At 71.1% G+C, this 25084-nt stretch carries 25 protein-coding genes and 1 riboswitch; of the genes, 8 read left to right on the top strand and 17 right to left on the bottom strand.

From position 1 onward, the window contains the following. Positions 1 to 420 precede the first annotated feature (420 nt). Positions 421 to 1761: a replication-associated recombination protein A gene (locus ACWAUO_RS05805; RefSeq protein WP_460773836.1), complete on the bottom strand. Its 1341-nt coding sequence runs from the start codon at positions 1759 to 1761 to the stop codon at positions 421 to 423. Between the two features lie 109 nt (positions 1762 to 1870). Between ACWAUO_RS05805 and ACWAUO_RS05800 the strand changes: the two genes are divergently transcribed. The 3 genes from ACWAUO_RS05800 (at position 1871) to ACWAUO_RS05790 (ending at position 4180) form a co-directional block, all read left to right on the top strand. Further along, positions 1871 to 2206, top strand: a complete 336-nt coding sequence (locus ACWAUO_RS05800) for a dioxygenase (protein ID WP_460773835.1) — start codon at positions 1871 to 1873, stop codon at positions 2204 to 2206. 74 nt (positions 2207 to 2280) lie between these two features. Beyond that, a complete protein-coding gene (locus ACWAUO_RS05795) occupies positions 2281 to 3540 on the top strand; it encodes a DUF349 domain-containing protein (RefSeq protein ID WP_460773833.1) in 1260 nt (419 codons plus the stop codon). A gap of 91 nt (positions 3541 to 3631) precedes the next feature. Beyond that, on the top strand, positions 3632 to 4180 hold the full coding sequence (locus ACWAUO_RS05790) for a hypothetical protein (protein ID WP_460773831.1): 549 nt from the start codon (positions 3632 to 3634) through the stop codon (positions 4178 to 4180). Here ACWAUO_RS05790 and ACWAUO_RS05785 read toward each other — a convergent pair. The 10 genes from ACWAUO_RS05785 to pdxS form a co-directional block, all read right to left on the bottom strand. Then, positions 4159 to 6411, bottom strand: coding sequence for a RelA/SpoT family protein (locus tag ACWAUO_RS05785; protein WP_460773830.1), 2253 nt, complete (start codon positions 6409 to 6411; stop codon positions 4159 to 4161). The two genes, ACWAUO_RS05790 and ACWAUO_RS05785, sit on opposite strands and share 22 nt — an antisense overlap. Positions 6412 to 6482: 71 nt before the next feature. Next, entirely contained in the window at positions 6483 to 7472 is a 990-nt protein-coding gene (secF, locus tag ACWAUO_RS05780; RefSeq protein ID WP_460773828.1) for a protein translocase subunit SecF, read from the bottom strand. After that, positions 7472 to 9181, bottom strand: a complete 1710-nt coding sequence (gene secD, locus ACWAUO_RS05775) for a protein translocase subunit SecD (RefSeq protein WP_460773827.1) — start codon at positions 9179 to 9181, stop codon at positions 7472 to 7474. The genes secF and secD overlap by 1 nt, the downstream gene beginning before the upstream one ends. Positions 9182 to 9217: 36 nt before the next feature. Continuing rightward, positions 9218 to 9667 (bottom strand): preprotein translocase subunit YajC, encoded by a 450-nt coding sequence (locus ACWAUO_RS05770; RefSeq protein WP_460773825.1) that lies wholly within the window; start codon positions 9665 to 9667, stop codon positions 9218 to 9220. A 78-nt stretch (positions 9668 to 9745) separates the two neighbouring features. After that, positions 9746 to 10765, bottom strand: coding sequence for a Holliday junction branch migration DNA helicase RuvB (gene ruvB, locus ACWAUO_RS05765; RefSeq protein ID WP_460773823.1), 1020 nt, complete (start codon positions 10763 to 10765; stop codon positions 9746 to 9748). Further along, the gene (gene ruvA / locus ACWAUO_RS05760) at positions 10758 to 11378 is read right to left on the bottom strand and encodes a Holliday junction branch migration protein RuvA (RefSeq protein WP_460773822.1); all 621 of its coding nucleotides are present in this window, start codon (positions 11376 to 11378) and stop codon (positions 10758 to 10760) included. The genes ruvB and ruvA overlap by 8 nt, the downstream gene beginning before the upstream one ends. 44 nt (positions 11379 to 11422) lie before the next feature. Then, positions 11423 to 11989: a crossover junction endodeoxyribonuclease RuvC gene (gene ruvC, locus ACWAUO_RS05755; RefSeq protein ID WP_460773820.1), complete on the bottom strand. Its 567-nt coding sequence runs from the start codon at positions 11987 to 11989 to the stop codon at positions 11423 to 11425. Positions 11990 to 12044: 55 nt separating this feature from the next. Further along, positions 12045 to 12803 carry a YebC/PmpR family DNA-binding transcriptional regulator gene (locus ACWAUO_RS05750; protein WP_460773818.1) on the bottom strand — a complete coding sequence of 253 codons (759 nt, stop codon included), beginning with the start codon at positions 12801 to 12803 and terminating at the stop codon, positions 12045 to 12047. A gap of 85 nt (positions 12804 to 12888) precedes the next feature. Continuing rightward, entirely contained in the window at positions 12889 to 13479 is a 591-nt protein-coding gene (gene pdxT, locus ACWAUO_RS05745; protein ID WP_460773817.1) for a pyridoxal 5'-phosphate synthase glutaminase subunit PdxT, read from the bottom strand. Beyond that, positions 13469 to 14353 carry a pyridoxal 5'-phosphate synthase lyase subunit PdxS gene (gene pdxS, locus ACWAUO_RS05740; RefSeq protein WP_460773816.1) on the bottom strand — a complete coding sequence of 295 codons (885 nt, stop codon included), beginning with the start codon at positions 14351 to 14353 and terminating at the stop codon, positions 13469 to 13471. Before pdxS ends, pdxT begins: the two co-directional genes overlap by 11 nt. A gap of 96 nt (positions 14354 to 14449) precedes the next feature. On the opposite strand from pdxS, the gene ACWAUO_RS05735 reads away from it, so the two are divergent. Beyond that, complete coding sequence (locus tag ACWAUO_RS05735; protein ID WP_460773814.1) at positions 14450 to 15793, top strand: aminotransferase class I/II-fold pyridoxal phosphate-dependent enzyme; 1344 nt, start codon at positions 14450 to 14452, stop codon at positions 15791 to 15793. Positions 15794 to 15823: 30 nt separating this feature from the next. Further along, positions 15824 to 16675 carry a pyridoxal kinase PdxY gene (pdxY, locus tag ACWAUO_RS05730; RefSeq protein WP_460773813.1) on the top strand — a complete coding sequence of 284 codons (852 nt, stop codon included), beginning with the start codon at positions 15824 to 15826 and terminating at the stop codon, positions 16673 to 16675. Positions 16676 to 16830: 155 nt separating this feature from the next. Here pdxY and ACWAUO_RS05725 read toward each other — a convergent pair whose 3' ends face one another. Next, positions 16831 to 17400, bottom strand: a complete 570-nt coding sequence (locus ACWAUO_RS05725; protein ID WP_460773811.1) for an HIT family protein — start codon at positions 17398 to 17400, stop codon at positions 16831 to 16833. Then, positions 17397 to 19400: a threonine--tRNA ligase gene (gene thrS / locus ACWAUO_RS05720; protein ID WP_460773809.1), complete on the bottom strand. Its 2004-nt coding sequence runs from the start codon at positions 19398 to 19400 to the stop codon at positions 17397 to 17399. The genes ACWAUO_RS05725 and thrS overlap by 4 nt, the downstream gene beginning before the upstream one ends. Positions 19401 to 19479: 79 nt before the next feature. Here thrS and ACWAUO_RS05715 point away from each other — a divergent pair, with 79 nt between their 5' ends. Beyond that, positions 19480 to 20628 (top strand): SLC13 family permease, encoded by a 1149-nt coding sequence (locus ACWAUO_RS05715; RefSeq protein WP_460773808.1) that lies wholly within the window; start codon positions 19480 to 19482, stop codon positions 20626 to 20628. Between the two features lie 144 nt (positions 20629 to 20772). Here the strand turns inward: ACWAUO_RS05715 and ACWAUO_RS05710 are convergent, their stop codons facing one another. Next, positions 20773 to 21462: a DNA alkylation repair protein gene (locus ACWAUO_RS05710; RefSeq protein ID WP_460773806.1), complete on the bottom strand. Its 690-nt coding sequence runs from the start codon at positions 21460 to 21462 to the stop codon at positions 20773 to 20775. Positions 21463 to 21513: 51 nt separating this feature from the next. Continuing rightward, on the bottom strand, positions 21514 to 21885 hold the full coding sequence (locus ACWAUO_RS05705; protein WP_460773805.1) for a PH domain-containing protein: 372 nt from the start codon (positions 21883 to 21885) through the stop codon (positions 21514 to 21516). Between the two features lie 116 nt (positions 21886 to 22001). Continuing rightward, positions 22002 to 22068, top strand: a riboswitch (guanidine-III (ykkC-III) riboswitch). Between the two features lie 9 nt (positions 22069 to 22077). Between ACWAUO_RS05705 and ACWAUO_RS05700 the strand changes: the two genes are divergently transcribed. Both ACWAUO_RS05700 and ACWAUO_RS05695 read left to right on the top strand, forming a co-directional pair. Then, positions 22078 to 22404: a DMT family transporter gene (locus ACWAUO_RS05700; protein WP_460773803.1), complete on the top strand. Its 327-nt coding sequence runs from the start codon at positions 22078 to 22080 to the stop codon at positions 22402 to 22404. 96 nt (positions 22405 to 22500) lie between these two features. Beyond that, positions 22501 to 23307 (top strand): thioesterase family protein, encoded by an 807-nt coding sequence (locus ACWAUO_RS05695; RefSeq protein WP_460773801.1) that lies wholly within the window; start codon positions 22501 to 22503, stop codon positions 23305 to 23307. 2 nt (positions 23308 to 23309) lie between these two features. Here ACWAUO_RS05695 and ACWAUO_RS05690 read toward each other — a convergent pair whose 3' ends face one another. Together ACWAUO_RS05690 and ACWAUO_RS05685 are read right to left on the bottom strand one after the other, a co-directional pair. Continuing rightward, on the bottom strand, positions 23310 to 24188 hold the full coding sequence (locus ACWAUO_RS05690) for an ABC transporter permease (RefSeq protein WP_460773799.1): 879 nt from the start codon (positions 24186 to 24188) through the stop codon (positions 23310 to 23312). Further along, complete coding sequence (locus tag ACWAUO_RS05685; RefSeq protein WP_460773797.1) at positions 24185 to 25081, bottom strand: ABC transporter ATP-binding protein; 897 nt, start codon at positions 25079 to 25081, stop codon at positions 24185 to 24187. Before ACWAUO_RS05685 ends, ACWAUO_RS05690 begins: the two co-directional genes overlap by 4 nt. Between the last annotated feature and the right edge of the window lie 3 nt (positions 25082 to 25084).

Below are 25084 nucleotides of genomic sequence, written 5' to 3'. Positions count from 1 at the left end.
CGCGCGCACGCCGGGGCGCATCGGAGCAGTTGAATGGAATCAGGAGATGCCCGAAAACTCGGTTTCGAGCCACTCAATGCTACCAGACCCGGCGAATTCCGCCCTGACCTGCCCGGTCGTCGGTCTCACCACGCTCGCGTGGCAGCTGCTGCCGCATCCGGGGCTTCGAGCCCGCAGAACCCGCCACCCGAACGCGCGTCCCGTGAGGCGTGCGCCCTCGTGGCGCGGATGCGGGCACCTCGTGGCTCGGGTGTCAGTTCTCGCTGCGTCATCCACCGCAACTCCACCACACCTGCCACCCGAACGATCACGAGTCCCCGCACCGCGACACTCGCGTGGCAGGTGTTACCGCATCCGGGGCTTCGACCCCGCAGAAGCCGCCGCCCGAACGCGCAGGCCGCCACGAAGCGGATGCCGGACTCAGGCGTCGCCGTCGAGGATGCGGCGGAGCTTCTCCAGGCGCGCCTGCACCTCGCGCTCCTGCCCGTGCGAGGTCGGCACGTAATAGCGCGTCCCCCGGAGCGGGTCCGGGAGGTACTGCTGCGCCACGACGCCGATGTCCGAGTCGTGCGGGTACTTGTAGCCCTTGCCGTGCCCGAGCCGCTTCGCTCCGGCATAGTGCGCGTCGCGCAGGTGCTTCGGCACCCGCCCGCTCTTGCCCGCCCGCACATCGGCGATCGCCTGGTTGATCGCCGTGTACGCCGCGTTCGACTTCGCCGTGGTCGCGAGGTACACGGTCGCCTCCGCGAGCGGGATGCGGCCCTCCGGCATGCCGATGAACGCCACCGCGTCGGCCGCCGCGACCGCGATCTGCAGCGCCTGCGGGTCGGCGAGGCCGATGTCCTCGGACGCTGAGATCACGAGCCTGCGGGCGATGAACCGCGGGTCCTCCCCCGCCTCGATCATGCGGGCGAGGTAGTGGATGGCCGCATCCGGGTCGGAGCCGCGGATGGACTTGATGAAGGCGCTGATGACGTCGTAGTGCTCGTCGCCCTGGCGGTCGTACCGCAGCAGCGCCCGGTCGACGGCCTGCGAGACCGTCTCGGCGGTCACCGTGACGGGGCCCTCGTGCGCGTCTCCGGCGGCGTCGACGGCGATGGATGCGGCGGCCTCGAGCGCCGTGAGCGCGCGGCGCGCGTCGCCCGAGGCGAGCTGCACGAGCGCGGACCGCGCCTCCGGTTCGAGCTCGACCGCGCCGTCGAGACCTCGCGCATCGGTGACCGCGCGGTCGACGAGCACGGCGAGGTCGTCGTCGGAGAGGGCCTCGAGCGTCAACAGGAGCGACCGCGACAGGAGCGGCGAGATCACGGAGAACGACGGGTTCTCGGTCGTCGCCGCGATGAGCACGACCCAGCCGTTCTCGACGCCGGGGAGCAGGGCGTCCTGCTGGGCCTTCGTGAACCGGTGGATCTCGTCGAGGAAGAGGATCGTCGACATGCCGTACATGTCGCGCTGGTTCAGCGCCTCCTGCATCACCTCACGGACGTCCTTCACCCCGGCGGTGATGGCCGACAGCTCCACGAACCGACGTTGTGACGAGCGCGCGATCGCCTGCGCGAGGGTGGTCTTGCCGGTCCCCGGCGGACCCCAGAGGATGACCGAGACCGCGCCGGTGGAGGGCTTGTCCGCGTCGGCGAGCTTCACGAGCGGCGAACCGGGCCGCAGCAGGTGACGCTGCCCGGCGACCTCGTCGAGGGAGGTCGGCCGCATCCGTACGGCGAGCGGGGTGCTGCCCTGGAACAGCGCGGCGGACGGACTCACCGTCCCAGGCTAACGGGCCGCACCGACACCGGGCCGCGCCGCCGCGCTTTGCCGCCGCCCGCACGCGACGCTTAGAGTTTCGACGGATCCGACGGCGACAGGAGACGACATGGCCCCGGGGTCGAAGGCACGGACGCAGGCCGAGCGCGAGCGCGCGCGGCGGTACCAGGCCCGGCTGGAGTACCAGTCCGGGCTGCAGCGCCGACGGCGCCGAGACGACCTCGTCGCGGGCATCGGGGGCGGGCTCCTCGTCCTCGCCCTCATCGCCGGGCAGGTCGTCTACTACACCGCGGGGCCCGGAGCGCCCGAGGCCGAGCCGACCCCCGCGCCGTCCTCGTCCGAAGGACCGCTGGAGGAGCCGACCGAAGCCCCGGCCGAGGATCCCGCCGAGACCCCCGCGGGCGACGTCGAGACCCCCGACGCGCCCGAGGTCCCGACCGAGTAGTCCACGATCCGCGACCCGGGGGCTAGGCTGAATCCGATCGCCTGCCCGCCGACGTGAGCCGCCCGAGGTACCCCGTGACTGCGAACGAGTCCACCCCCGACATTTCCGAAGCCGCCCCCTGGGGCCGCGTCGACGACGACGGCACCGTCTCCGTCCGCGACGGCGACCAGTGGCGCGTGGTCGGTCAGTACCCCGACGGCACGCCCGAGGAGGCGCTCGCCTACTACGAGCGCAAGTACACCGACCTCGCATCCGAGGTGACGCTGCTCGAAGTCCGGCACCGCCGGGGCGGCGCCTCCGCCTCCGACCTCCGCCAGGCCGCGGCCGCCGTGGCCGAGAAGGTCTCCGGCGCGGCCGCGGTCGGCGATCTGGCGAGCCTGCAGGCCCGGCTCGAGGCGCTGAACGGCGCACTCGCAGAGGCGTCCGCGACCGAGGCCGCCGCGGCCCGTGAGGCCGTCGACGCCGCCATCGCCGAGCGCACCGTGCTCGTCGAGCGCGCCGAGGCCCTCGCCGCCCGAGACCCCCGCACCGTGCAGTGGAAGCAGGCGTCCGCGGAGCTGAACGAGCTGTTCGAGCAGTGGCAGCGCCACCAGCAGACCGGCCCCCGCCTGCCGAAGTCCACCGCGCAGCAGCTGTGGACGCGCTTCCGCGACGCCCGCTCCACCGTCGAGCGTCACCGCCGCGCGTTCTACGCCGAGCTGGACGAGACCCACAAGAAGGCCCGCGACGCGAAGACCCGCCTGGCGGAGCGCGCCGAGGCACTCGCGCCGCAGGGTGAGGACGGCATCCCCGCCTACCGTGCGCTGCTCGACGAGTGGAAGGCCGCCGGCCGCGCCGGCAAGAAGGTCGACGACGCGCTCTGGGCGCGTTTCAAGGCCGCCGGCGACGCGCTGTACGCCGCCCGTGGTGAGCGCGAGGCCGTGCAGGCCGAGGAGTCCAAGGAGCGCATCGCCGCGAAGCAGGCGCTGCTCGAGCAGGCGAAGACGATCCCGGACGAGAAGGATCTCGCCACCGCGCGCCAGCGCCTCACCGCCGTCCAGCGGGAGTGGGACGAGATCGGCCGGGTCTTCCCGCGTGACGTGGAGCGGGGCCTGGACGACGACCTCCGCAAGATCGAGCAGTCCGTACGCACCCGTGAGGAGGCGGACTGGAAGCGCAACAACCCGGAGACGAAGGCGCGCGCCAACGACATGACGCGCCAGCTCACCGAGGCGATCGAGAAGCTGCAGACCGAGCTGGATGCGGCGAACGCGTCCGGCGACAAGCGCGCGATCGCGAAGGCGACCGAGGCGCTCGAGGCACGGCAGGCCTGGCTCCGCGCCATCGGCGGCTGACCGGTCCTCCCCCGTCGTCACGCACCCCGCGCTCTCCACAGCGCGGGGTGCGTCCGTTCGTGCGGGACGACCGGGTGCCACACTGTGGCGTGTGCGTTCCCCGTTCGTCTACTTCGCCGGCGAGCTCCTCTCCGAGACGGAGCTGATGGCGGCGAGCCTCGACGGACACCTGGTCCGCCTCGGCGAGGGGTACGTCCCCGCCGACACGGTCGAGACGGCTGCCCTCCGGGCCGCGTCGATCGCTCCGTTCCTCGGCGACGACGCGGCGGCGACCCACGGCAGCGCCGCGTGGATCCTCGGCGGCTGCGACGACCCGCCCGTCAGGCACAGCGTGCAGCGGAGCGTCGCGCGGCGCACCCGCCATCGCCTGGACTCGCGGTACGTGTACCGCGACCCCAGGATCGACCCCGACGATCTGGTGACCCTCGGCGGGCTCGCCGTGACGACGCCCGTACGGACGGTGGCCGATCTCGCGCGGGACGTCGGGCCGGGCGCACGCGACCTGGTCCTGGGCCTCGCCCGCATCCACGACGACGTCGTGGCGCAGGCGATCGCGTGGTTCGCCGCCCGGGGCAAGCTCCCCGGCAAACGTCCCGCCCTCGCGTTCCTCGCGGACTGTCAGGAGGACGTGACGCGGTAGACGTCGTACACGGCGTCGATCCGGCGTACCGCGTTCAGCACCCGGTCCAGGTGCACGGTGTCACCCATCTCGAACACGTACCGGCTGATCGCGAGGCGGTCGTTCGAGGTCGACACGGTCGCGGACAGGATGTTCACGTGGTGCTCGCTCAGCACGCGGGTGATGTCGCTGAGCAGCCCCGACCGGTCGAGCGCCTCCACCTGGATCTGCACCAGGAACACGCTCTTCGACGTGGGTGCCCACTCGACCTCGATGAGACGGTCGGGATCCGCCATGAGCGACTTCACGTTCGTGCAGTCGCCGCGGTGCACCGAGACGCCGCTGCCGCGGGTCACGAACCCGACGATCTCGTCACCGGGGACGGGGGTGCAGCACTTGGCGAGCTTGACCAGGATGTCGGGGGCGCCGCGCACCAGGATGCCGGAGTCCCCGCCGCGCGGGGCACGGCCGCGGCCGATGTGCGGGAGGTCGATCGGCCCGGTGGAGGTGTCGTCGGCCGCGACGAGCGCGGTGACCTTCTCCAGCACCGACTGCGTGGAGACGTGCCCCTCGCCGACGGCGGCGTACAGCGCGGAGACGTCTTCGTACTTCAGCTGCTGCGCGACCGCGGTGAACGTGTCCTGGCTCATCAGGCGCTGCAGCGGCAGGTTCTGCCGGCGCATCGCCCGGGCGATGGACTCCTTGCCCTGCTCGATGGCCTCCTCGCGGCGCTCCTTCGTGAACCAGCCGCGGATCTTGTTGCGGGCGCGGGTGCTGGCGACGAACCCGAGCCAGTCCTGACTGGGACCCGCATCCGGGTTCTTCGAGGTGAACACCTCGACGACGTCGCCGGAGTGGAGCTGCGATTCGAGGGGCACCAGCCGGCCGTTGACCTTGGCGCCCATCGTGCGGTGCCCGATCTCGGTGTGCACGGCGTACGCGAAGTCGACCGGGGTGGCGCCTGCGGGCAGACCGATGACGCGACCCTTCGGCGTGAAGACGTAGACCTCCTTCGCGCCGATCTCGAACCGCAGGGCGTCGAGGAACTCGCCCGGGTCGGCGGTCTCCGCCTGCCAGTCGGAGATGTGCGCGAGCCAGACCATGTCGGCGTCGACGGCCTTGCCGTCCGACTTGCCGCCGGTCATCCGCTCCTTGTACTTCCAGTGCGCCGCGACGCCGTACTCGGCCTGCTGGTGCATCTCGTTGGTGCGGATCTGGATCTCGACCGTGCGCCCGTTCGGGCCGATCACGGTCGTGTGCAGCGACTGGTACAGGTTGAACTTCGGCGTGGCGATGTAGTCCTTGAACCGGCCCGGGAGCGGCGTCCACCGCGCATGGATCGAACCGAGTACGGCGTAGCAGTCACGCACCGTGCCGACGATGACCCGGATGCCGATGAGGTCGTAGATGTCGTCGAACTCGCGGCCGCGCACGACCATCTTCTGGTACACCGAGTACAGCTGCTTCGGCCGGCCGACCACGCGACCGCGGATGCGCAGCTCGCGCAGATCCGCGTCGACGGCGTCGATGACCTTCTGCACGTACTCCTCGCGCTGCGGCGTGCGCTGCTTCACGAGACTCTCGATCTCGGCGTACAGCTTCGGATGCAGCACGGCGAACGAGAGGTCCTCGAGCTCGGACTTGATCGCCTGGATGCCCAGTCGGTGCGCGAGCGGCGCGTAGATCTCGAGGGTCTCGGTCGCCTTCTTCGCGGCCTTCTCCGGCGGCACGAAGCCCCAGGTGCGGGCGTTGTGCAGACGGTCGGCGAGCTTGATGACGAGCACCCGGATGTCGCGCGACATCGCCACGATCATCTTGCGGACGGTCTCCGCCTGCGCCGCGTCGCCGTACTTGACCTTGTCGAGCTTGGTGACGCCGTCGACGAGCATCGCGACCTCGTCGCCGAACGCGTCGCTCAGCTCGGCCAGCTGGTACCCGGTGTCCTCGACGGTGTCGTGGAGCAGCGCGGCGGCGATCGCCTTCGGGCCGAGCCCGAGGTCGGCGAGGATCTGTGCGACCGCGAGCGGGTGCGTGATGTACGGCTCGCCGCTGCGGCGCTTCTGGCCGCGGTGCGCCTTCTCGGCGACCGCGTACGCGCGCTCGATGATCGAGAGGTCGCCCCGCGGGTGGTGCGTGCGCACCGTGCGGATGAGCTGGTCCAGGTCGTCACGGCGCACCGCGCGCGTGAAGATGCGCGGCACGAGGCGGCGCAGGCTCGAGGACTGCGCGCCTGCGGGAGCGGTCTCCGTCATGCCCAGCTCACCACCCTCCCGAGGATCGCTTCATCCTATTCCCCGCCCGAGGCGCCGGATCGCCTGTTCGCTCAGGCCGGAACGCCGGCCTTCTCACGGGCCTCCAGCACGCGCTCGTCACGGGTGCGGATGGGCTTCTCGTTCTCGCGGAACAGCGAGTACAGGGGTGCGGCCACGAACAGCGTCGAGTACGCCGCGACGATCGTGCCGACGAAGATCGACAGCGAGATGTCGGTGAGCGTCTGCGCGCCGAGCGCGAACGCGCCGATGAACAGGATCGCGCCGGTCGGCAGCACGGCGACGACCGTCGTGTTGATCGATCGGATGAGGGTCTGGTTCACCGCCAGGTTCACGGACTCGCCGAACGTGCGGCCGGATATCTCGCCGTCCTCCCGGGTGTTCTCGCGGATCTTGTCGAACACGACGGTGGTGTCGTAGAGCGAGTAGGCGAGGATCGTGAGGAAGCCGATGACGGCCGCGGGCGAGATGGGGAACCCGCACAGCGCGTAGATGCCGACCGTGATGATCAGCACGTCCACGACGCCGATCATGGCGGCGGCGGACATCTTCCAGGTGCGGAAGTACAGCGCCAGGATGAGGAAGGTCAGCGCGAGGAAGATCGCGAGGCCCCACAGCGACTGCCGCGTCACGTCGGCGCCCCAGACCGGGCCGATGAACGAGGTCGTGACCTCCTGCGTCGCGACGCCGTAGGCCTCGGCGAGCTCGGCGCGAACGGTCTGCGTCTCGTCGTTGGTCATCTGGTCGGTCTCGACCCGCAGGCCGTCGGTGCCGACCGTGGCGACCTTCACGGTCGCGCCCGGCACGACCGACTGCACCGCATCCGTCGCGAGCTGCTGGTCGGTCGTCGCGATCCCCGAGACGGTGAACTGCGACCCACCGGTGAACTCGATGGAGAACTGCACCGGCTTCACGAACGGCACGAGCACCGAGAGGAGCACGAGGACCGCGGCCAGGATGAACCACAGCCGCCGCCGGCCGACGAACGGGAACGAGGTCTTCCCGGTGTACAGGTCGTTTCCGAACTGATTCATCGAACGCATCAGTCGCCGACCTCCTTCGTGTCGCGCTTCCCGGATTCGGATGCGGCGACCTCGGCCAGCTTGCGCTCGGCGATCGTCTGCCGCTTGGCGGCCTCACCGCGCGAGCGCGCGGCCCGGCCGCTACGCACCACCGGCCCACGGAACTGCGCGCGCCCACGATAGACCGCGCCGAGCGCGTCGGGGTCGAGGCCGGACAGCTTGTGCCCCGAGCCGAAGAACCGCGTGCGGGCGAGCAGCTGCATCACCGGGTGGGTGAAGAGGATGAAGATGAGCACGTCGATCGCGGTGGTGAGCCCGAGCGTGAACGCGAAGCCCTTCACGGTCGAGTCCGCGAGGATGTAGAGCACCACCGCGGCGAGCACGTTGATCGACTTCGAGATGTAGATGGTCCGCTTCGCACGGTCCCAGCCGTCCTCGACCGCGCTCGTGATCGACTTGCCGTCGCGCAGCTCGTCGCGGATGCGCTCGAAGTACACGATGAACGAGTCGGCCGTGAACCCGATCGTCACGATGAGGCCCGCCACGCCGGCGAGGGACAGCCGGAAGCCCATGCGCCACGCGAGGATGCACAGCATCAGGTAGGTGAGCACCGCCATGACGCCGAGCGAGGCGATGATCACGAAGCCGAGCGCACGGTAGACGCTGAGCGAGTACACGGCGACGAGGGCGAGACCGATGAGCCCGGCGATGAGCCCGATCTGCAGCTGCTGGGAGCCGAGCGTGGCCGAGATCGTGTCGGAGCTCTGCACCGAGAAGCTCAGCGGCAGCGCACCGTACTTGAGCTGGTCGGCGAGCGTCTTCGACGACTCCTGGGTGAACGAACCGGTGATCTGCGGCTTGCCGTCGGTGATGATCGCGTTCATGGACGGCGCGGAGAGCACCTGACCGTCGAGCACGAAGGCGAACTGGTTCTGGGGCGAGGTGAGGCCGTAGAGGCGCTGGCTGATCTCGCTGAACGTCTCGGTGCCCGCGCCGTCGAAGACGATGTTCACGGCCCACTGGTTGTTCTGGGTGTTCAGACCGTTCGTCGCGTCCGAGATCGCCGAACCGTCGAGCTCGACCGGGCCGAGGATGTACTTCGCCGTGCCGTCGACCTCGCAGGTGATGAGGGGTTCCTCGGCCGGCTCCGACGCGGGGTCGTTCTCCGGGTCGGCGCAGTTGTAGGCCTGGAACTCGGCGTACAGCGCGTCGGTGATCCATGCCGGATCGCTGCCGCTGGTGGGTTCGGCCGTCGGCGTGCTGTTGAGCGTGGGGTCGGGGGTCGGATACGGCGTGGCCGTGCCGTCCTCGCCGATGAACGAGCCGGTGACGTCGCCGGAGGCGAAGATGACCGCGCGCAGCTGCAGCTGTGCGGAAGCCTCGATGCGCTGGCGCGTCTCCTCGTCGGCCTCGCCGGGGATCTGGACGACGATGTTGCGTCCGCCCTCGGTGCTGACCGCGGCCTCGCCGACGCCGGTGGCGTCGATGCGCTGGCGGATGATCGTCACGGCCTGGTTCATCTGCTCCTGCGTCGGAGCGGCCCCGTCGGGGGTCTCCGCGGCGAGGATGATCTGCGTCCCGCCCTGCAGGTCGAGGGCGAGCTCAGGGACCCAGGAGCTCTTCTGGAAGCCGTACACGCCCAGCGCGTTCACGCCGAACAGCACGGCGACGATCGCCAGCAGACCGATCAGTGCCCGCCGGGCATGGCGGACGGGGGTCGATGTCGCCACGGACACTCAGCTTTCTGGAGGTGGGACGGGGTGGCCTCAGGCGCCGGGCTTGGCGGGGTCCTCGGGCTCGTCCTTCGCGTGGGAGGCGCGCTGGTCGTCGCTGATCGAGGAGATGTCGCCGTCGGCGACGCCCGCGACGTACTCCGCCTCGGACGCCTCGGCCTCGATGAACTCGTCCTCCGTCACGACGCCCTCGGCGGGGTTCACGATGCGGAGGATGGCCTGGCTGTGCACCTCGATGTCGACGCCGGGCGCGATCTCGACGACGGCGGGCTGGTCGAGGTTCTCGGCGTCGAACGACACGATGGTGCCGTAGAGGCCGCCCTGCAGCAGCACCTTGGCGCCGGGCACGGTCTCACGGGCCTTCTGCTCCTGCTCGGCCTTCGCACGCTGGGTGCGGCGGCGGGAGCTCCAGAACATGAAGACCAGCAGCAGCACCAGCAGGATGATCAGGCCGTAGTTGGCGAAGAAGTCGGCGAATTCCATGAGGTGCGATCGAGCCTTTCGGGTTCGGCGCGTCAGCACGCAGCCGGTGAGGTGGGGTTCGGCGAAAGCCTCCGCCGATTATAGGTCATCGAACCGGAGCGCCCCGTCCGGATGCGGGACGCCCAGGTGGGCGTAGGCCTCGGGGGTCGCGACGCGTCCGCGGGGGGTGCGTCCGAGGAAGCCGATGCGCACGAGATAGGGCTCGACGACCGATTCGATCGTGTCCGCCTCCTCCCCGACCGCCACGGCGAGCGTGCCGAGTCCGACCGGGCCGCCGCGGAAGCGCCGGATGACCGTCTCCAGCACTGCGCGGTCGAGCCGGTCGAGCCCGATGCGGTCGACGTCGTAGAGCTCCAGCGCCGCGTCGACGGCGTCGACGTCGCCGTCACGACCGTGCACGAGCAGGTAGTCGCGGACGCGACGGAGCAGCCGGTTCGCGATGCGGGGCGTGCCGCGCGAGCGCCGCGCGATCTCCGACTGCGCCGCCGGCGGCAGGTCGACGCCGAGCATGAGCGCCGAACGCGCGATGACCTGCTGGAGTTCCTCCGGCTCGTAGTACTCGAGATGGGCGGTGAAGCCGAACCGGTCACGCAGCGGGTTCGGTAGGAGGCCGGACCGGGTCGTCGCGCCGACGAGGGTGAAGGGCGCCAGGTCGAGCGGGATGCTGGTCGCACCGGCCCCCTTGCCGACCATGATGTCGATCCGGAAGTCCTCCATCGCGAGGTACAGCATCTCCTCGGCGGAGCGCGCCATCCGGTGCACCTCGTCGACGAAGAGCACTTCGCCCGGCGTGAGGCTGGACAGGAGCGCCGCGAGGTCGCCCGCGTGCTGGATCGCGGGGCCGCTCGACATGCGCAACGGCCTGCCGCTCTCGTGGGCGACGATCATCGCGAGGGTCGTCTTCCCCAGTCCCGGCGGGCCCGAGAGCAGGATGTGGTCGGGCGAGCGCTGCTGCATCCGCGCCGCGTCGAGCAGGAGCTGCAGCTGTCCGCGCACCTTCTGCTGCCCGACGAACTCGGACAGGGATCCCGGGCGCAGCGCACCCTCGATCGCGAGCTCCGACTCGTCGATGGGGGTGCCGTCCCGCAGCTCATCCACGGGCGGCCTCCGCTCGCGCCGGGCCGAGCTGGGCGAGCGCACGCCGGAGCAGGCCCGACACGGTCCGCTCCGCGTCCGCGGCGTCGGCGGCGACCGCCGTGACCGCCTCCGTGGCCGTCCGCTCCGGCCAGCCGAGGCCGACGAGCGCCTGCACGACCTGCGCCTCGAGGGCCACGGGTGCGGATGCGGGCGCCGCCGCTCCCCCGCCGATGCCCGCGCTGAGCTTGCCCGCGAGCTGCACCACGATGAGCTTCGCGGTCTTCGGGCCGATGCCGGAGACCCGGCGGAACGGCGCGTCGTCCTCGGCGGCGACGGCGTCGGCGATCTGGTCGACGCTCAGCGCGGCGAGCACGCCCAGCGCGGACTTGGGCCCGACGCCGGACACCGCGACGAGCGCGGCGAACACGCTCAGTTCCTCCCGCGTCGGGAACCCGACGAGGGAGAGCGCGTCCTCGCGCACGATGAGGTTCGTGTGCAGGTGGAGCTCGTCGCCGAGGTGGGCGCCGCGCGCCACGTCGGGTGTGACGGCGACGAGATAGCCGACGCCCCCGACCTCGAGCACGACGGAGTCGGGGCCGGTGTGCGCGACGGTTCCGCGCAGTGAAGCGATCATGGGTCGAGCCTATCCGGGTTCGGAGATATGTTCGATCGACACGCTCAGCGTCTGACGGATCGCTCCGCATCGCGCCAGGCACGCTGCGCAGGGGTGAGCGCGCCCGCATCCGCGCCGGGTCGCGCAGGACCGCTGCGCCACGCGTGGCACAGCGCGAGCGCGAGCGCATCGGCGGCGTCGGCCGGCTGGGGCAGCGACGGGAGACGGAGGACGCGGGCGACCATCGTCTGCACCTGGAGCTTCTCGGCCGACCCGTACCCGGTGATGGCGGCCTTCACCTCGCTCGGGGTGTGCGTCTCGGCGGTCAGGCCGTGCTCGGCGGCGACGAGGAGTGCGACGCCGCTCGCCTGCGCGGTGCCCATCACGGTGCTGCGGTTGTGCTGCGCGAAGACCCGCTCGACCGCCATGACGTGCGGTCCGTGCTCGCGGATCGCGGCGCGGATGCCGTCGGCGACGATGCGGAGCCGCTCGGCGATCGGGGCATCGGGCGACGCGCGCACCACGCCGACGTGCACGAGGGTCGCGGAACGGTTCGGCGCGACGTCCACGATGCCGACGCCGCACCGCGTCAGGCCCGGGTCGATGCCGATCACGCGCAGCGGGGAGGTCACTCCCCCACGCTATGCCGACGGGACGCGCGCGCCCGGCAGGCGCGCGCAGCCCGGGTCACTCGTCGTTCTCGAGCTCCGCCTGCACCTCGGGCGTGAGGTCGATGTTGCTGTAGACGTTCTGCACGTCGTCGCTGTCCTCGAGCGCGTCGATGAGGCGGAACACCTTGCGGGCCGTCTCGGCGTCGGCCTCGATCTTCAGGTTCGGCACGAACTCGACGTCGGCGGAGTCGTACTCGATCCCGGCCTCGGTGAGGGCGGTGCGGACCGCGACCAGCTCGGACGCCTCGGTGATGACCGCGAAGCCGTCGCCGTGGGGCTCGACCTCCTCGGCGCCCGCCTCGAGGGCCGCCATCATGACGTCGTCCTCGGTGGTGCCCTCACCCGACACGACCACGACACCCTTGCGACTGAAGTTGTACGCGACCGAACCCGGGTCGGCGAGCGTGCCGCCGTTCCGGCTGAGCGCGGTGCGCACCTCGGCGGCGGCGCGGTTCTTGTTGTCGGTCAGACACTCGATCATCAGCGCGACGCCGTTCGGGCCGTAGCCCTCGTACATGATCGAGAGGTACTCGACGCTCTGGCCGCCGATGCCGGCACCGCGCTTGATGGCGCGGTCGATGTTGTCCTTCGGGACGGACGTCTTCTTGGCCTTGAGGACCGCGTCGAACAGGGTCGGGTTGCCCTGCAGGTCGGGGCCGCCGAGCTTCGCGGCGACCTCGATGTTCTTGATCAGCTTGGCCCACGACTTGGCACGGCGCGCGTCGATGACGGCCTTCTTGTGCTTGGTGGTGGCCCACTTGGAATGACCTGACATCGGCACTGCCTCCTCGATAGCTCGCCGACCAGTTTATGGGAGTCGACGACCACGCGTTCCCCCGCGGCCCGTCCGGGCGCGCCGGTCACCGCGCGACGGCGTCGAGGAACAGCCGGTGGAAGCGGTGCTCGCCGGAGACCTCGGGGTGGAACGAGGTGCCGATCACGTCGCCCTGGCGGACCGCGACGACGCGCCCGTCCGGCAGTGCCGCCAGCGCCTGCGCGGCAGGCCCGACCTCCTCCACCACGGGTGCGCGGATGAACACCGCGTGCACCGGCGGCTCGCCGAGGGCGGGCACCGCGAGGTCGGTCTCGAACGACTCCACCTGGCCGCCGAACGCGTTGCGGCGGACGGTCACGTCCAGTCCGCCGAAGCTCTCCTGCCCGGCGATGGCGTCGGTCACCCGGTCGGCGAGCAGGATGAGGCCGGCACAGGTGCCGTAGACCGGCATGCCGTCCGCGATCGCGTCGCGGATCGGTCGCTGCATCCCGAACGCCCGCGAGAGCTTGTCGATGACGCTCGACTCACCGCCCGGGAGCACGAGCCCGTCGACGCGGGCGAGCTCCTCGGGCCGGCGCACGAGGACGACCTCGGCGCCGAGCCCGGCGAGCACCTGTGCGTGTTCGCGCACGTCGCCCTGGAGGGCCAGCACCCCGACCCGCGGGTTACCAGCCACGTTCGGCGAGGCGGTGCGGCGCGGGGAGGTCGGCGACGTTGATGCCGACCATCGCCTCGCCGAGGCCGCGGGAGACGTCGGCGATCACCTTCGGGTCGTCGTAGAACGTCGTCGCCTTCACGATCGCGGCGGCGCGTTCGGCGGGGTTGCCGCTCTTGAAGATGCCCGAGCCGACGAACACGCCGTCAGCCCCCATCTGCATCATCATGGCCGCATCCGCCGGCGTGGCGACACCGCCCGCGACGAAGAGGACCACCGGGAGCTTGCCGGTCTCGGCCACCTCCGCGACGAGGTCGTACGGCGCCTGGAGCTCCTTGGCCGCCACGTAGAGCTCGTCCTTGCTCATCGACCGGAGCGCGTTGATCTCGCCGGTGATCTTGCGGATGTGCTTCGTGGCCTCGGAGACGTCGCCGGTGCCGGCCTCGCCCTTCGAGCGGATCATCGCCGCGCCCTCGTTGATGCGGCGGAGCGCCTCGCCGAGGTTCGTCGCGCCGCAGACGAAGGGCACCGTGAAGCCCCACTTGTCGATGTGGTTCACGTAGTCGGCGGGCGAGAGCACCTCGGACTCGTCGATGTAGTCGACGCCGAGCTCCTGCAGCACCTGCGCCTCGACGAAGTGCCCGATGCGGGCCTTGGCCATGACCGGGATCGAGACGGCCTCGATGATGCCGTCGATCATGTCGGGGTCGCTCATGCGCGACACCCCGCCCTGGGCGCGGATGTCGGCGGGCACCCGCTCGAGCGCCATGACGGCGACCGCACCGGCGTCCTCGGCGATCTTCGCCTGCTCCGGCGTGACGACGTCCATGATGACGCCGCCCTTCAGCATCTCCGCGAGACCGCGCTTGACGCGGCCCGTCCCCGTGGCGGACATGAGGCTCCTTCCCGACGCCGTGGCGTCGTCCCGGTCCCGGCGCCGAGCGCGCCGAACATTGACCTATGCCAGAAGTTAGCATGGCCTGGTTGTAATGTGGACGATGTGACGGTCACCGACGCGGGCGAGGCCATCTCGGGCGCTTCCGCCGCCGAGATCGCCGACAGCGTGCGCGCACTCGTCGACGAAGGGCGCCTCTCGCCCGGCGACCCTCTGCCCCCGGTGCGTGTGCTCGCCGACCGGCTCGGCGTGAACCGCAACACGGTCGTCGCCGCGTACCGGGTGCTCGGCCAGGCCGGCACGGTCGTGACGCTCGGCCGCGGCGGCACCCGCATCGCGACGCCCACGCCCCTGCCCGCGGAGGGGTTCGCGCAGGACTCCGTGCTCCGCGACGTCGGCGACGGCAACCCCGACCCCGCCCGCATCCCGGACCTCTCCGCGGCGCTGTCGACCCTGGCCGGTCGCCCCGTGCTCTACGGCGAGCCGGTGATCGACCCCGACCTGGAGCGCTGGGCGCGCGAGTGGATGCGGCCCGACGTGCCGGATCCCGGCACCGCCCGGCTCACGATCACCGGCGGCGCGGTGGACGCGATCGAGCGCCTCCTCGCGCAGGCCCTCGTCCGCGACGACGCGGTGGCCCTCGAGGACCCGGTGTTCCTCTCCGCCATCAGGACCGTTCGCCTCGGCGGGTACCGCCCCGTCGCGGTGCCGGTCGACGGCGAGGGCATGACGGTCGACGGGCTCCGGGCGGCGCTCGCGCAGGGGGTGCGCGCCGTCATCTGCACGCCCCGCGCCCACAACCCCACCGGCGCGAGCCTCAGCGAGGATCGTGCCGCGGCGCTGCGCGACGTGCTCGCCGACCACCCGACCGTGCTCGTCATCGTCGACGACCACTACTCGCTGCTCACCCGCCGGCCCTACCACCCGATCATCGGGCCGGGTCACCGGCGGTGGGCGCTCATCCGGTCGGTCTCGAAGTTCCTGGGGCCCGACATGTGCCTCGCCGTGACCGCGACCGATGCCGAGACCGCCGACCGGCTCGCGCTCCACTTCAGCCCGGGCAGCTCCTGGGTGAGCCATCTGCTGCAGCGCCTCACCGTCGCGCTCGTGCGCGACCCGGAGGTCATGGCGGCGGTCGACCGCGCCGGCGACCACTACCTCGCCCGCAACACCGCGTTCGCGGCCCTCCTGGGGCGCCACGGGGTGCCGTGCACCGCCGGCGACGGGCTGAGCGTCTGGGTCGACGTGGGCGCGCCCGCCCGGGCCGTCGCCGGGCAGCTCATGCGCCGGGGCTGGCTCGCCCGCACCGGCGACGAGTTCGTGCTGGCCGACCCGGCCGCATCCCGCCATCTGCGGCTCACCGTCCACACCCTGTCCGACGCGGACGCCGAGCGGCTCGCCGCCGACGTCGCCGCATCCGTCCGCGCCACCGCTTCCTGACGAAGTCCCGTTGAAAGAAGGTCACCGCCCGTGAAGATCCTGTCGATCCAGTCCGCCGTCGCCTACGGTCACGTCGGCAACTCCGCCGCGGTGTTCCCGCTGCAGCGCATCGGCGTCGAGGTGCTGCCGGTCTACACCGTCAACTTCTCGAACCACACCGGCTACGGCTCCTGGCGCGGCCCGCTCATCGCGCCCGACGACGTGCGCGACGTGATCACCGGCATCGAGGAGCGCGGGGTCTTCGGCGAGATCGACGTCATCCTCTCCGGGTACCAGGGTGGCGAGGGCATCGGCGACGTCATCCTCGACGCCGTCGCCCGGGTGAAGGCGGCGAACCCGTCCGCGGTCTACTCGTGCGACCCGGTGATGGGCAACGCGAAGTCCGGCTGCTTCGTGGCACCGGCGATCCCGATCCTCCTGCGCGAACGGGTCGTGCCGGCGGCGGACATCATCACGCCGAACCAGTTCGAGCTGGGTTTCCTCACCGAGACCGAGCCGAGCGATCTCGAGTCCACGCTCGCGTCGGCCGACCTCGCGCGTGGGATGGGGCCGCGCACGGTGCTCGTCACCTCGGTCGAGCGGCCGGACCGCCCCGAGGGCACGATCGAGATGCTCGCGGTGAACGACGAGGGCGCGTGGATCGTGCAGACCCCGCACATCCCGATGAAGGCGAACGGCTCGGGCGACGTGACGGCGGCCCTGTTCACCGCGCACTACCGGGCGACCGGGGATGCCGCGGCGGCACTGTCGAAGACCACCTCGAGCGTGTGGGACCTCCTCGACCGCACGCACCGGTCGGGGCAGCGCGAGCTGCAGCTCATCGAGGCGCAGGAGGCCTACGCCCACCCACGCGAGCAGTTCACCGTCACCCGCGTGCGCTGACCGCATCCGGGATCCCCTGGCGCGCGGCGCCTCGCGGCGCCAGCATCCCCCGGCCGCACGAGTACAGGAGATATCCCGAAATCAGGCCGATCCAGCGGAAATCATCCTGTCCCGGTGCGTTCTCCTGATCCCGTGCGCCGACCGCGGCGCGACCGTCAGGCCTTCGGCCAGCCCGCGGCGACCGCCGCGCGGACCTCGCCGAGCAGCTGCGGCAGCGCCTTCGTGCGCGCGATGATCGGGAAGAAGTTCGCGTCGGTCGCCCACCGGGGCACGATGTGCTGGTGCAGGTGCGCGGCGACGCCGGCACCGGCGACCTCGCCCTGGTTCATGCCGATGTTGAAGCCGTCGCACCGCGACACCGTACGGAGCACCCGCATCGCCGTCTGCGTCAGCTCGGCGATCTCGGCCGTCTCCTCCGCGCTCGCCTCGTCGTACAGTCCGATGTGCCGGTAGGGGCAGACGAGCAGGTGCCCGGAGTTGTACGGGAACAGGTTCAGCAGCACGAACGCGGTGCGACCGCGGTGGACGATGAGGCCGTCCTCGTCGGACTTGTGCGGCGCGGCGCAGAACGGGCAGTCGTGCTTGAGCGGCTCCGGACCGGCGTTGATGTACGCCATCCGGTGCGGCGTCCACAGACGCTGGAACGCGTCCGGCACGCCCGGGAGCTCGGCGGCCGACACGAGCCCGTCGACGTGCTCCGGACCCGTGCCTGCCGCCTCGGTCACGCCAGGTCCTCCGCGGTGTTCACCAGCAGCATCCCCGAGACGGCGCCCAGGATGCGGTCGACGGCCTCGTCCACCGGGATGCCGTTCGTCTGCGAGCCGTCTCGGAACCGGAACGACACCGTGCCCTGGGAGCGGTCCTGCTCCCCCGCGATGAGCTGGATCGGCACCTTCTGGGTGGTGTGGGTGCGGATCTTCTTCTGCATCCGGTCGGCGGAGTGGTCGACCTCGGCGCGGATGCCCTCCGCACGCAGGCGGTCGACGATGCCGTCGAGGTAGTCGGCGAACTCCTCGGCGACCGGGATGCCGACCACCTGCACCGGCGAGAGCCACACCGGGAACGCCCCGGCGTAGTGCTCGAGCAGGATCGCGAAGAACCGCTCCGCGGAACCGAACAGCGCACGGTGGATCATGACCGGGCGGTGCTTCTCGCCGTCGGGGCCGGTGTACTCCAGCCCGAAGCGCTCGGGCAGGTTGAAGTCGATCTGCACGGTCGACAGCTGCCAGGTGCGGCCGAGGGCGTCCTTGGTCTTGAGGTCGATCTTCGGGCCGTAGAACGCGGCCTCGCCCTCGACCTCGGTGAGCTTCAGGCCCGAGGCCTGCGCGACGCGGCGGAGCGCATCCGTCGCCATCGCCCAGTGCTCCTCGTCACCGATCCACTTCGACTTCTCGTCGTCGCGCATCGACAGCTCGAGCTCGAACTCGGTCAGGCCGAAGTCGCGGAGCATCGTCAGCACGAACTCCAGCACGCGCCCGGCCTCGTCCTCGAGCTGGTCGGGGGTCACGAACAGGTGCGAGTCGTCCTGCGTGAACCCGCGCACGCGGGTGAGGCCGTGCAGCGCACCGGAGAGCTCGTACCGGTAGACCGTGCCGTTCTCGTACAGCCGCATCGGCAGGTCGCGGTAGCTGCGACCGCGCTCCTTGTAGATGAGGATGTGCATCGGGCAGTTCATCGGCTTCAGGTAGTAGTCGACGCCCTGCTTGGTGATCTCACCGTTCTCGTCGCGCTCCTCGTCGAGGTGGATGGGCGGGAACATGCCCTCCTTGTAGGTGACGAGGTGGTTCGACTGGATGAACAGGTCGCGCTTGGTGATGTGCGGCGTGTACACGTAGGTGTAGCCGCCCTCGCGGTGGCGCTTCAGCGCGTGCTGCTCCATCTCCTGCCGGATGATGCCGCCCTTGGGGTGCCAGACGCTGAGGCCCGAGCCGACCTCGTCCGGGAACGAGAACAGGTCGAGCTCCTTGCCGAGCTTGCGGTGGTCGCGCTTGGCGGCCTCCTCCAGCCGGGCCTGGTACGCGCGCAGCTCGTCCTTCGACGGCCACGCCGTGCCGTAGATGCGCTGCAGCTGGGGGTTCTTCTCGCTGCCGCGCCAGTAGGCGCCGGCGATGCGCTGGATGTCCCAGCCGTTGCCGATGACGCGCGTGTTCGGCACGTGCGGGCCGCGGCAGAGGTCCTTCCAGACCGTCTCGCCGTCGCGGTTCACGTTGTCGTAGATCGTGAGCTCGCCGGCGCCGACCTCGACCGAGGCGCCCTCGGTCTTGTCCGCGCCGCCCTTGAGCCCGATGAGCTCGAGCTTGAAGGGCTCGTCGGCGAGTTCGGCACGGGCCTCGTCGTCCGTGACGACGCGTCGCACGAACCGCTGGTTCTCGCGGACGATCCGTTCCATCTCCTTCTTGATGGCCTTCACGTCCTCGGGGGTGAACGGGGCGTCCGTCCCGAAGTCGTAGTAGAAGCCGTCCGTGATGGGCGGGCCGATGCCGAGGTTCGTCTGCGGCTTGATGCGCTGCACCGCCTGCGCCATCACGTGCGCGGCGGAGTGGCGGAGGATGCTGAGGCCGTCGGGCGAGTCGATCGTGACCGCCTCGACCGCATCCGTGCTCGTGACCGCGGTCGCGAGATCCTTCAGCTCGCCGTTGACGCGGAGCGCGACGACGGAGCGGTCGGGGAAGAGGGCGAAGCCGTCGGTCGGATACTCGACGTCGGCAGGGGTCACATCGGTCACGGGAACTCTCCAGAGGGTGGCTCCTCTCAAGGCTACCGTTCCGCACGCACCCGCTCCGGCCGCGCGCCATGATTGAGGGGTGAAGCTGGGCCTCATCGGTGCCGCGCTGCTGCTGGTGGGAGCAGTGGCGGCGCTGTCCGGCGTCCTCCCGGTCGAGGATGCCGTCCTGATCGGCGAGCGGGTCTGGCCGATCCTCCTGTTCGTCGTGGCGATCACGATCGTCGCCGAACTCGCCGCCACCGCGGGGGTGTTCGACCTCGCCGGGGCGCTGCTCGCCCGGCTCGCACGCGGCCGCACCTGGGTGCTGTGGCTGCTGGTGGTCGCGCTGGCGGTCGTGGCGACGGCGTTCCTCTCCCTCGACACGACCGCGGTGCTGCTCACCCCGGTGGTGATCTCGGTGGCGCGGGCGAACCGGCTGCCGCCCCTCGTGTTCGCCTTCACCACGGTGTGGCTCGCGAACACGGCATCGCTGCTGCTGCCGGTGTCGAACCTCACGAACCTCCTCGCGGCGCACCGGCTCGATGACGGCTCCCCCGCTGCGTTCGTCGCGCTGCTCGCGCCGTCCGCGGCCGTCGCCGTCCTCGTCACGGTCGCGCTGCTGTGGCTGCGGCACCGGCGCGACCTCCGCGGCCGGTACGTGCCCGCATCCCTCCCCGTACCGGCGGACGTGCCGCTCCTGGTCCTCGCCGCGGTCGTCGTGGTCGCGATGCTGCCGTTCCTCGTCTCGGGGATCGACCCGTGGCTGCCGGCGACCGTCGCGGCCGTGGTCCTGCTGCTCCTGTTCGCGTGGCGGCATCCGAAGGCCCTCGGCCTCCGCCTCGTGCCGTGGGGTGTGCTCGTCTTCGCGGTGGGGCTGTTCCTCAGCGTGGGCGCACTGGAGGCGACCGGCGCCCTCGACGCCGTGGCCGCGCTGGTCGGCGGCGGACCCGCCGGGCTGTGGCAGGCGGCCGGACTCGGGCTCGTGGGGGCGAACGCGATCAACAACCTGCCCGCGTACCTCGCGCTGGAGCCCGCGGCGTCCTCCCCCGCACTGCTGGCGGCGCTGCTCGTCGGCGTCAACGCCGGCCCGGTGATCACCCCCTGGGGCTCGCTGGCGACGCTGCTGTGGCACCAGCGGCTCCGCGCCGCCGGGGTCGAGGTGTCGTGGGGCTCGTTCATCCGGTGGGGACTGCTCCTCGGCCCGCTCGCGGTGGCGCTCTCGGTGATCCCCCTCCTCTGGCGCCTGTGACGCCGTGCGCGTTCACAACTCAGGCAGAACCGTGTCCGAACCGTGATGGGATCGGTTCCAGCGTCGCTTCTGCCTGAGTTGTGCGCGCGTGGGCCGTCCCGAACTCCGCAGATTCCTGGCGTCGGCGCCCTCGGCGACCGGTCGCTACGCGGTTTCTGAGGAGTTCGGGCCGAGGTGCTTCAGCGCCTCGCGGCGGGTGAGCGCGCTGAGCCCGTGCGTGTCGACGTAGGTGCGCACCCAGTCCGGCACGACGCGCGCGTACTCGCGGAGCGCCCACCCGATGGCCTTCCGGATGAAGAACTCGCCGTCGCCCCGGTTCGGCTCGATCACGGCGGCGAGCAGGCCCGCGTCGACACGGTCCCGCCGGCCGAGCTGCGACAGGACGGCGATCCGGCGGATCCACAAGTCGCCGTCGACGCACCACCGCAGCACGACCTCGGCGGTCTCGGCCGGGAACGCGTCGTGCAGGTCGGCGAGCCGGTGCGCGAGTTCGTCGGTGACGTCCCACCAGCGCCCGGTGCGCACCATGTGCTCGATGTCGGACACGAGCGACGGATGCGGCGTGACCCGCCCGAGCAGGGCCATCGCCGCGTACCACTCCTCACGGTGCGTGGCCTCGGCCCACAGCATCCGGGACGCCTCGACGAGCGTGGTGTCGTCGTGTCCTCGCGCGGCCGTCTGCGCGATGCGCCGTGCATCGGGCACCCGCACCCCGTGGAACGGCAGCGCGGATTTCATGTAGGCCTGCTGCCCGACCGCGCGCGCCGGGTCGCCGGCGTCGCGCAGGCGTCGCCGGATCAGCGCGGCGAGGTCGCGGGCGGATGCTGCGGGCACGCGCCCAGCGTAGACACGCCGCGGCCGCGCCCGCACCTGCTCAGCCGGGGGTCAGTGCGCGTTCAGCACCGCCCACGCGATGAGACTGTCGATCCGCCGGACGTCGGCGCCCTTCGCGAGCTTGACCTTGATGTGCCCGGCACGCGTCCACAGCTCGATCTCGGAGTTCCAGTCCAGTTTTCCCGCGTTCTCCGACGACCACATGTTGATCGCTTTGTACGGCAGCGAGTAGATCTCCACCTTCTTGCCGGTGATCCCCTGCGCGTCGCGGACGATGAGGCGCTTGGTGGTGAACGTCGCGGAGTCGCGGAACGTCTTGAACGACGCGACCGCCTGCTCCCCTTCGGTGAGCAATTGCTGGACGTCTGCCGGAACCGGGATCTCGCTCTGCAGCGTCCAGGTCAGGATCGGTGCCTGCTCCATCGTGCCCCCATGCTCGATCGGTATCGCGTGCCAATGCTGCCAGATGCACCGGCACGACACGCCGTCCGCTGCACAGCACCTGCCCAGCGGCCGTGCGCGGGCGCTCGCTATCCTGGATGTGCACGCCGACCGCGTGCCCGGACGAGGGAACCCAGTACCCGGACCACGACAAGACTGGCCTGGAGCACAGTCATGTCCTGGATCATCCTCGTCGCCTCCGGCGTCCTCGAAGCCGTGTGGGCCACCGCGCTCGGCCGGTCGGAGAACTTCACCAAGCTGTGGCCGACCGTGGTGTTCGGCGTCGCGCTCGTCGGCAGCATGGTGGGCCTCGGGTTCGCGATGCGCGAGATCACCGTCGGCACCGCCTATGCCGTGTGGGTGGGCATCGGCGCGGCGCTGACCGTGCTGTACGCGATGTTCTTCGGCGGTGAGGGGTTCTCCCTCGTGAAGGTGCTGCTCATCCTCGGGCTCATCGGCTGCGTCATCGGCCTGAAGCTCGTCGGCGGCGGCGAGCACTGACCTTCGGACCCGGGTTCCCGGTCGCACCGCACCGGATTCGGACTTCCACGGCGTCCGGGGCAGGATCGGATGGACGGCTTTCATCGATGAACCGCCGTGACGACCGAGAGGACCACCGTGACCGCACGCTCGTACTTCACCGCATCCGGCGAGGACCGGTACCTCCCGACCGAACACACCGGGGGCGCGTGGAGCGACGAGGATCTGCATCTGAGCCCGGTCGCGGGCCTGATGGTGCATCACCTCGAGCGGTGGCGGGAGACGCACGCCGACGCGGAGAAGCGCGTCGGGCGCCTCTCCTTCGACGTCCTGGGGAGGCTGCCGCGGGGCGAGCTCACCGTCACGACCGAGCTGCTGCGGCCCGGCCGGACGATCGATCTGCTGCAGACGACCGCGTCCCTCGGCGGCCGCCCCGTCATCGTGCTCCGCGCCTGGGCGCTCTCCCCCGTCGAGACCGGCGCTGTGGCGGCGGTCGAGGAGGATCCGCTCCCCGCCCCGGACGCGCTGCCGCCGGCGGACTTCGGCGAGGTGTGGCCGGGCGGCTACATCCGCAGCGTGACCGGATGCGTGGTCCCAGGGCACCGGCCGGGCCGCGGCGCCGCGTGGCTCACGACCGACGTGGCGCTGGTCGCGGACGAACCGGTCGGCGAGCTGGCGCGCTTCATGATGCTCGTCGACACCGCGAACGGCGTCGCCACGCGCGCGAAGCCGGGCGAGTGGATGTTCCCGAACGTCGACCTGACGGTGCACCTGTTCCGCACGCCGCGCGCCCCCTGGGTCGGGTTCGACACCCGTGTCACGTACGGACCGGACGGCCGGGGCCTCACGAGCACCGTGCTGCACGATGTCGACGGACCGGTCGGACGCGCCGAACAGATGCTGACGGTCCGACCGGTCGGCTGAGCTCAACGGATGGTGCGCGACACGCGCCATCCGCCGAGCACCGCGAACACCACGACGACCGCGCCGAGGGAGGCCAACGCGAGGCCCGGGGTGATCTCGACGTCTCCGACGGTCGAGGTGATGCCGTAGAGCTCGGCGATCTGCTCCTCGGCACCCGGCTGCCCCGCGGTGAGCGCCGCCAGCGCATCGGCCGTGTACGGGATGCGGATGAGCATCGCGGCGTGCATGAACGGCAGCGCGCCGAGGGTCGTCGCGACGCCCTCGGGCAGGACTCCGGGAGCGATGTAGGCGCCGGCGAGGAAGCCGACCGCGGTACCGACGATCGTCGCGAGGCTGGAGTACGCACCGGAGCTGCGGACGAAGGTGACGACGAAGCTCGCCAGCGCCGAGAACGCCGCGCAGCTGAGCGCGCTGTAGCCGACCGCGCTCGCCAGCTGGCCCGCATCCATCGCCGTCTCGTCCTGCGTGAGCAGGTAGCCCTGGCCGACGGCGAGCACCACCAGGGTCAGCGAGAACGCGATGGTGAACGTCGCGGCGAGGTACCCGAGCATGAGCGAACCGCGATGCACGGGCGTCACCACGAAGTCCTTGAAGCGTCCGGAGGAGCGGTCCTCCACGAACGTCGCGAGCCCCGCGATCGAAGCGGTCACGGTCGTGATCATGGTGGTGCCCGCGAGCACCCAGGCGTTCACGAACCAGCGCACGTCCTCATCCGTCGCCCCGGGGAGCGCGGCCTGCAGGCTGTCGACCTGGAGGCTGCCGAGGAAGAGCCCGTAGATCGCGAGGAGGATGAGAGCCGACAGCAGCGCCAGCCCGACCTGTGCGCGGTCCCGGAAGAAGACGGACAGGTTCCGCACCGTGAACGAGAGCGCGCGGGTCATGCCGCCACCTCCTTCGTGACCGCGAGGAAGACGTCGTCCATCGTTCCGTGCCGCATCTCGAAGTCGCGCGCGGAGCTCGTCCGGAGGACGGCGCGGGCCTGCTCGGCGCTCTCCACCTCGACGAGCAGGTCGCCCTGCTGCTCGGTCGCCGCGAGACCGGCCGCCGCGACCTCGGCCCGCAGCACGGCGAGGTCGCCCCGGAGCGTGAGGATGCTCGACGAGTACCGGGCGCGCAGTTCCGCCGGGGTGCCCGAGGCGACGATCCGACCGTGGTCCATGATCCGCACGTCGTCCGCGCGCTCGGTCTCCTCCATGTAGTGGGTGGTGAGGAACACGGTCATCCCCCGGCGTGCACGCAGCGCGTCGATGGTCGCCCAGATCTGTTCCCGCGAATGCGGGTCGAGCCCGGCGGTCGGTTCGTCGAGGAACAGGATGGCCGGGTCGTGGAGCAGTGCGCGCGCGATGTCCGCGCGCCGCTTCTGGCCGCCGGACAACGTGCCGTACCGCCGGTCGATGAACTCCCCGAGTCCGAGCAGCCCGCTCAGTTCGTCGATCCGCGTGCGGACCGTGGCGGCGGGGATGCCGTACAGCGCGGCGCGCGACCGGAGGTTCTCGCGCACCTTGAGGATGGGGTCGAGCAGCGCGTCCTGGAACACCACCCCCACCCGCCGGCGCACGGCGGCCTTTGCCGTCACGACGTCGTCGCCGCCGACCGTGACGGTGCCGGCGGTCGGGAGGACCGTCGTGGTGAGACAGCCGATCGTGGTGGACTTTCCGGCGCCGTTCGCCCCGAGGAGGGCGAAGAGCGTGCCGGGGGCGACGTCGAAGCCGATCCCCTTGACGGCGTCGACATTTCCGTAGGACACGCGCAGATCGCGTACGTGGATGACCATCTG

It is taken from the genome of Microbacterium sp. GXF7504 (genome assembly GCF_054798235.1).
This window is presented reverse-complemented; position numbering and strand designations above follow the sequence as displayed.

What these genes read in the sequence shown, in the direction of transcription:
- ACWAUO_RS05800 (WP_460773835.1), top strand. Translation starts at nt 1,871, where the DNA reads ATGGCCCCGGGGTCGAAGGCACGGACGCAGGCCGAGCGCGAGCGCGCG.
- ACWAUO_RS05785 (WP_460773830.1), bottom strand. Translation starts at nt 6,411, where the DNA reads ATGACGGAGACCGCTCCCGCAGGCGCGCAGTCCTCGAGCCTGCGCCGC.
- secF (WP_460773828.1), bottom strand. Translation starts at nt 7,472, where the DNA reads ATGCGTTCGATGAATCAGTTCGGAAACGACCTGTACACCGGGAAGACC.
- ACWAUO_RS05770 (WP_460773825.1), bottom strand. Translation starts at nt 9,667, where the DNA reads ATGGAATTCGCCGACTTCTTCGCCAACTACGGCCTGATCATCCTGCTG.
- ruvA (WP_460773822.1), bottom strand. Translation starts at nt 11,378, where the DNA reads ATGATCGCTTCACTGCGCGGAACCGTCGCGCACACCGGCCCCGACTCC.
- ACWAUO_RS05750 (WP_460773818.1), bottom strand. Translation starts at nt 12,803, where the DNA reads ATGTCAGGTCATTCCAAGTGGGCCACCACCAAGCACAAGAAGGCCGTC.
- pdxS (WP_460773816.1), bottom strand. Translation starts at nt 14,353, where the DNA reads ATGTCCGCCACGGGGACGGGCCGCGTCAAGCGCGGTCTCGCGGAGATG.
- ACWAUO_RS05705 (WP_460773805.1), bottom strand. Translation starts at nt 21,885, where the DNA reads ATGGAGCAGGCACCGATCCTGACCTGGACGCTGCAGAGCGAGATCCCG.
- ACWAUO_RS05700 (WP_460773803.1), top strand. Translation starts at nt 22,078, where the DNA reads ATGTCCTGGATCATCCTCGTCGCCTCCGGCGTCCTCGAAGCCGTGTGG.
- ACWAUO_RS05690 (WP_460773799.1), bottom strand. Translation starts at nt 24,188, where the DNA reads ATGACCCGCGCGCTCTCGTTCACGGTGCGGAACCTGTCCGTCTTCTTC.
- ACWAUO_RS05685 (WP_460773797.1), bottom strand. Translation starts at nt 25,081, where the DNA reads ATGGTCATCCACGTACGCGATCTGCGCGTGTCCTACGGAAATGTCGAC.